The sequence below is a fragment of the Arthrobacter sp. 05L45_2 genome (genome assembly GCF_056397525.1).
Genome location: NZ_JBFTNO010000199.1, coordinates 1 through 5837, shown reverse-complemented (window position 1 = coordinate 5837; position 5837 = coordinate 1). Strand labels below are relative to the sequence as shown.

Here is a 5837-nt window from a genome sequence, read left to right as displayed (position 1 = left end):
AGCCCGGGACGGTCCAGGACCGCGCCTGCGTCGGCCAGCCCCGCAATGGCAAGCCCGTTCCAGCCAGCCACCACTTTCTCGTCGCGGTCCGGCTGGGGGCGCTCGGCCCGGGCGCGGCGCAGCACCGGCCGCACCCGCTCCCAGAGTCCGGCGTCGGCGGCATCCAGTGCGCGGCCGGGATGCAGCGGCGAGCCGTCGCCGGTCACTGTTCCCGGGCTCCGGACGTTCATCAGCCGCGCAACGGCCGCGCCGTCGGCCGGGCCCAGCAGGGCCGCCAGCTCCCCCGGGGTCCACAGGTAGCTGGCGCCCTCGGAGTGGACCCCGTCCACCACCGTGTCCGCGTCCAGGGACGAGGCCAGCGCCACCGGACGTCCGCCGTCGTCCGGGGCTGAGAGGCCCAGGGCCGCCAGCAGCCAGTCCGCCGTACTGCCAGCGACGTCAGCGGCTTCGGCCGCAGGAAACGCCTCCGAGCCGCCGGCCCGGACCCAGTGGACGTAGCCGCGCAGCAGCTGGGCGTTGTCGTAGAGCATCTTTTCGAAGTGCGGCACGGACCAGTCGCGGGTGACGGAGTAGCGGGCGAAGCCGCCGKCGAGCTGGTCGAACAGGGCCGACCGCGCCATCGCGGCCAGTGTGCGGCCCGCCAGGTCCCTCGCGGCCTCCGCGGTATCGGAGGGCACGGCGGCGTGCCGGATCAGGAATTCGAGAACGGCCGACGGCGGGAACTTGGGGGCGGTGCCGAATCCCCCGGCGGCATCTTCGGACCGGGCCAGCGCACGCACCGCCGCGGAGAGGAGCTCCGGGTCCGGGGCGGGCGGGGGCGCGTCCAGCCGGACGGCGGTGCCGGCCTGCGCGGCGGCCATCCCGCGCGCCAGGGAGTCTGCGTTGTGTTCGACGGCGCTGCGGCGTTCCAGCCAGGCCTCGCGGACCGCCTCCAGGACCTGGCGGAAGGACGGACGGCCGGGCTGGGGCCGGGGCGGATAGTAGGTGCCGGCGTGGAAGGCCCGGCCATCGGGCAGCAGGAACACGGACATCGGCCAGCCGCCCTCACCGCTGATGGCCTGCGTTGCGGCCATGTAGACGGCGTCGATGTCGGGGCGTTCCTCCCGGTCCACCTTCACGGCGACGAAGTTGGCGTTCAGGAACCCTGCGGTGTCCGGGTCCTCGAAGGACTMGCCGGCCATAACGTGGCACCAGTGGCAGGCCGCGTAGCCGATCGAGAGGAACACGGGTACGTCCCGTGCCGCGGCGAGGGCGAAGGCCTCGTCCCCGAAGGGCCGCCAGTGCACCGGGTTGCCGGCGTGCTGGCGCAGGTAGGCGGAGGGTTCCCCGCCGAGGGCATTGGCCGCGCCCGGCGGGGTGTTGGCAGGACCGCGGTCAGCGGTTCCCGGATCCTGGGTCACCGTTGGCTTCCGGACGCGGCTCCGGCTCCGCTGCGGGGCTGCCGGCCTCGGGGTTGCCGGTGCCGGACAGCGGGGACCGACCGGTGCCGGCGTCGTCTGCGGCATCGAAGGCTGCGGCTTCCCCGGTTCCGGCGCGTTCCTCTTCGACCTGGGCGCGGTAGCGCACGCGGCGGATCCGGCGCACCATGTCCACAATCAGCAGGGCCGTGAGCACAACAATGAACGCGGTCAGCAGGAAGCCCAGCAGGCCCGGGGTGACCTGGTCCTGGTCGAGGCCGGGGCGCAGCGACGGCGTCGGGGCGGGCGCCGGGGCTGTCGCCAGGGCGATGAGCAAGGAATGCACTGTGGAAACCTTCTGTGGGGAACGTCGTCTACGGGACTTCCCACGCCGCTCTTCTACGCGGCATAGAAATCCCTGCTGGGTCTATCTTAGCCCGGCGAAGAAGTCCGTTTCGGGCAACTCCGTGGGGACGCTGGACTTGATCAGCGAGTAGTCCTCCCACGGCCAGGTCTGCCGCTGCATCGCCGGTGAAACCGCAAAGAAGAACCCGTCAGGGTCGATCTGGGTGCGGTGCGCGCGCAGGGCCTCGTCGCGGGCTTCGAAGAAGTCGCCGCACTCGATCTGCGTTGTGGTGGGGTGCGTCGGGGCCGGCGGGGTGTGGCCTTCGGCGTCGGCCTCAAGCCACGCCGCGAGCCGCTCGGCGTACGGCGACTGGAGCCCGGCTGCTTCCAGGGCGTTATGCAGGGCGCGGAAGCGGTCGGGGCTGAAGGCGCGGTCGTAATACAGCTTGTCGGGCGTCCAGGCCTCGCCGGTACCGGGGTACCGGGCGGGATCGCCGGCGGCGGCGAAGGCCTCGACGGCGACCCGGTGCGCCATGATGTGGTCCGGGTGCGGGTATCCGCCGTTCTCGTCGTAGCTGAGGATGACCTGGGGTTTGAAGGCCCGGACCAGCCGGACCAGCGGTGCGGCGGCGCGCTCCAGCGGCAGTGTGGCGAAGGACCCGACGGGCAGCGGCGGCAGCGGGTCGCCTTCGGGAAGGCCGGAATCCACAAAACCCAGCCAGCGCTGGCGGATGCCGAGAACCTTCGCGGCGTTGTCCATCTCGAGCCTGCGGGCACCAGCCATGTCCCGTTTAGGGTGCGGGGCGTCCTCCATGCCCGGGTTCTGGATGTCCCCGCGGGAGCCGTCCGTGCAGGTGGCCACCATCACGTCTACGCCGGAGGCCGCGTACATGGCCATGGTTGCGGCGCCCTTGCTGGACTCGTCGTCGGGGTGGGCGTGGACGGCGAGCAGCCGAAGCGGTGCTGACGGGCTGGTGGACGCTGTCATCGTCGGACGGCTCCTCTTTCTTCTGGTTCGCTGCTGCGGGGGTGCCGGGATGGCGGGGCTGCTGTTGCTGAACGGCCGGGCGGACATTGCGCCGCCCGATCCACACTAAACTGGACTGGTGACTTCCGAGGAGCAGCCTGCCGCGCCGGCACCTACCAGCCTAGCCAATCGCTACGGCGGCCAAAAGCGTGTGCTCGGCCGCAGAGCAAAGCGCAACATCCTCCTGGCGGCACTCGCTGCCGGAATCGGCTTTATGGCCTGGGTCTCGACGTCGGCCGCCACCGAATCGGTCACCTTCAAGGACATCGGCTACAGCACCCCCGATGCTACCGCCGCCGAGATCGACTTTCAGGTCACCAAGAACCCGGGGACCGCCGCCAAGTGCGCCGTCAAGGCSCTGGATKCSAARTTCGCSGTSGTCGGSTGGAAGGTCRTCGACGTCGGGGCCAACGCGCCCGACGCCGGCGCCGACGGCGGCAGCACGACCGTGCACCGGCTCACCATCCGCACCGAATCGCAGTCCGTCTCCGCCGTCGTCGACRACTGCTGGATCCCCACCGCCGGCAAATAGCCGGACCGGCCGCCCTCCGCCCGGCAGCCCCGCCGCCGTCCCGTAGCCTCCCGTGCGGCGTAACACGGTGTGACCTGCGCCGCAGTGGTTCTTGGGTTTATCCACAGCATTGACTACAATGGATCAATACCTCTGCCCCGCTGAGCTGGTCACTGAGATCCATAAGTGGCCACCGTGGCGGGGTCTTTGCTTGTTTGACCAGCTTGTTTGACCATCTAAAGGAGAAGTCCGTGTCGACCACCAACAGCGCAACTGCAGCTTGGCTTACCCAGGAAGCTTTTGACCGCCTGAAGGCAGAGCTGGACCACCTCTCCGGCGCAGGCCGTGCAGACATCGTCCAGAAGATTGAGGCTGCCCGCCAGGAAGGCGACCTCAAGGAGAACGGCGGCTACCACGCGGCCAAGGAGGAGCAGGGCAAGATCGAGGCCCGCATCCGCCAGCTGACCGTGCTGCTCCGCGACGCGCACGTGGGCGAGGCCCCGGCCGATGACGGAATCGTCGAACCGGGCATGATTGTGGTCGCCAAGATCGCCGGGGACGAAGAAACTTTCCTGCTCGGTTCCCGCGAAATCGCCGGCGACTCCGATCTGGACGTCTTCAGCGAAAAGTCCCCGCTGGGTTCGGCGATCGTCGGCCACAAGGAAGGCGACAAGCTCAGCTACACCGCCCCGAACGGCAAGGACATCTCCGTGGAGATCATCTCCGCCAAGCCGTACGCCGGCTAACAGCGCTTCATTCGACGCCGTTCCTCCCCCACCGGGGAGGAACGGCGTCGTCGTTTAACGGTGCGGCGCACGGACGCGGCGGGGCCGGCGTGCGGGGCCGGCGTGTGGCTAGTGGTACTGGCCGTACTGCCCGTACCCCGGCCGGCGCCGGCTCAGCAGCAGGGCCGCGATGACGCCGCCCGCCGCGCCGCCCAGGTGCGCCTGCCACGAGACGTACCCCGCCACGCTCGGGAGCACACCGATGAGGATGCCGCCGTAGGCGAGGAAAAGCACCACGGAGAGCAGGATCTGCCACCAGTTCCGGTTGAAGAACCCGCGTACCAGCAGGAACGCGAACAGCCCGAAGACCAGCCCCGAGGCCCCGACGGTGACGTTGAACCCGCCGATCAGCCACACCACAGCCCCGGACCCCAGCCAGCTGGACGCCAGGGCCGTGGCGAAGACCCGGAGCCCGGACAGGAACACCAGGAACCCGAAGATGATCAACGGCAGGGTGTTGGAGAGCAGGTGGGCGAGGTTGGCGTGCAGCAGCGGAAACGTCAGGATGTCCAGGAGCCCGTCGACCGAGCGCGGCCGCAGCCCGAAGACGGCGTTCAGCGAGTGCATCATCAGGGTGTTGATGAACTCGATCACGTAGAGCAGGAGCACGAACGAGCCCATCACCAGCAGGCCCGCGCGGGCCCGGCCGGCGGGAGTGTCGCGCTGCCCCGCCCTCGAGGCTTCGAGCACGGCCGGTGCCTAGTGCACCACGATCGGCTGGAAGCCCTCGGCCCGGAGCGCCGCGAGGACCTGCTCGCAGTGTTCGTGGCCCTTCGTTTCCAGGTTCACGGTGATGGAGACATCGCCCATGCTGATGGATCCGCCCACCCGGGTGTGGTCCAGGCCGGTGACGTTGGCGTCGTTTTCGGCGATGATCCGGGCGATGGTCGCAAGCGAACCGGGGCGGTCGTCCAGCATCATCCGTACCGTCATGTAGCGGCCGGCCGCGGACAGGCCGCGCTGGATGACTTTGAGCATCAGCATCGGGTCGATGTTGCCGCCGGAGAGCACGATCGCGGTGTTGCCCGGGTTCTCGATCTTGCCCTCCATCAGGGCGGCGACCCCGACGGCGCCGGCCGGCTCGACCACCATTTTGGCGCGTTCGAGGAGGAAGATCAGGGCCCGGGCCAGGGCGTCCTCGCTGACGGTGACGACGTCGTCGACGAGTTCGCGGATGATGCTGAAGGGCAGCTGGCCCGGCCGGCCCACCGCGATGCCGTCGGCCATGGTCGAGACGCGCTTGAGCGGCACCAGGGCGTCCGCGGCGAGCGAGGGCGGGTAGGCTGCGGCGTTTTCGGCCTGCACGCCGATGATCCGAATGTTACGGCCGAGCTCCTTGGCCCGGGCCTTCACGGCGACAGCGACGCCGGCGAGCAGCCCGCCGCCGCCGACACCCATCAGGATGGTGTCCACGTTGGGAAGCTGCTCAAGGATTTCCAGGCCTACCGTGCCCTGGCCGGCCACGACGTCGACGTCGTCGAAGGGGTGCACAAAAACGGCCCCCGATTCGTCGGCGTACCGTTTGGCCTCGGCCAGGGCCTCGTCGACGTTGTGGCCGTGGAGGACCACCTCGGCTCCGTGACTGCGGGTGGCCGCCAGCTTGGGCAGGGCCACTCCGAGGGGCATGTAGATGCGCGCCTTGATGCCGAGGGCCTTGGCCGCGACGGCCACCCCCTGGGCGTGGTTGCCGGCGGAGGCCGCGACCACGCCGCGCTTCTTCTCCTCGGCGGAGAGCTTGGCCATCCGGACGTAGGCGCCACGGACCTTGAAGG

General features: G+C 69.8%; 7 protein-coding genes. 2 read left to right on the top strand and 5 right to left on the bottom strand.

The window, feature by feature from the left end; all coding sequences use genetic code 11:
• The 3 genes from AC1DHD_RS13490 to mca all read right to left on the bottom strand — a co-directional run.
• A partial coding sequence (locus tag AC1DHD_RS13490; protein ID WP_476880202.1) for a thioredoxin domain-containing protein occupies positions 1-1400 on the bottom strand: 1400 nt, incomplete at its 3' end.
• Positions 1375-1743 (bottom strand): hypothetical protein, encoded by a 369-nt coding sequence (locus AC1DHD_RS13485; RefSeq protein ID WP_476880201.1) that lies wholly within the window; start codon positions 1741-1743, stop codon positions 1375-1377. The genes AC1DHD_RS13490 and AC1DHD_RS13485, both read right to left, overlap by 26 nt.
• 81 nt (positions 1744-1824) lie before the next feature.
• A complete protein-coding gene (mca, locus tag AC1DHD_RS13480) occupies positions 1825-2730 on the bottom strand; it encodes a mycothiol conjugate amidase Mca (protein ID WP_476880200.1) in 906 nt (301 codons plus the stop codon).
• Between the two features lie 118 nt (positions 2731-2848).
• Between mca and AC1DHD_RS13475 the strand changes: the two genes are divergently transcribed.
• The gene (locus AC1DHD_RS13475) at positions 2849-3301 is read left to right on the top strand and encodes a DUF4307 domain-containing protein (RefSeq protein ID WP_476880199.1); all 453 of its coding nucleotides are present in this window, start codon (positions 2849-2851) and stop codon (positions 3299-3301) included.
• A 230-nt stretch (positions 3302-3531) separates the two neighbouring features.
• Positions 3532-4026 carry a transcription elongation factor GreA gene (greA, locus tag AC1DHD_RS13470; protein ID WP_476880198.1) on the top strand — a complete coding sequence of 165 codons (495 nt, stop codon included), beginning with the start codon at positions 3532-3534 and terminating at the stop codon, positions 4024-4026.
• 108 nt (positions 4027-4134) lie between these two features.
• On the opposite strand, the gene AC1DHD_RS13465 is transcribed toward greA, so the two are convergent.
• On the bottom strand, positions 4135-4686 hold the full coding sequence (locus AC1DHD_RS13465; RefSeq protein ID WP_476880203.1) for a rhomboid family intramembrane serine protease: 552 nt from the start codon (positions 4684-4686) through the stop codon (positions 4135-4137).
• A 78-nt stretch (positions 4687-4764) separates the two neighbouring features.
• On the bottom strand, positions 4765-5837 hold a 1073-nt coding region (ilvA, locus tag AC1DHD_RS13460), incomplete at its 5' end, for a threonine ammonia-lyase (RefSeq protein WP_476880197.1).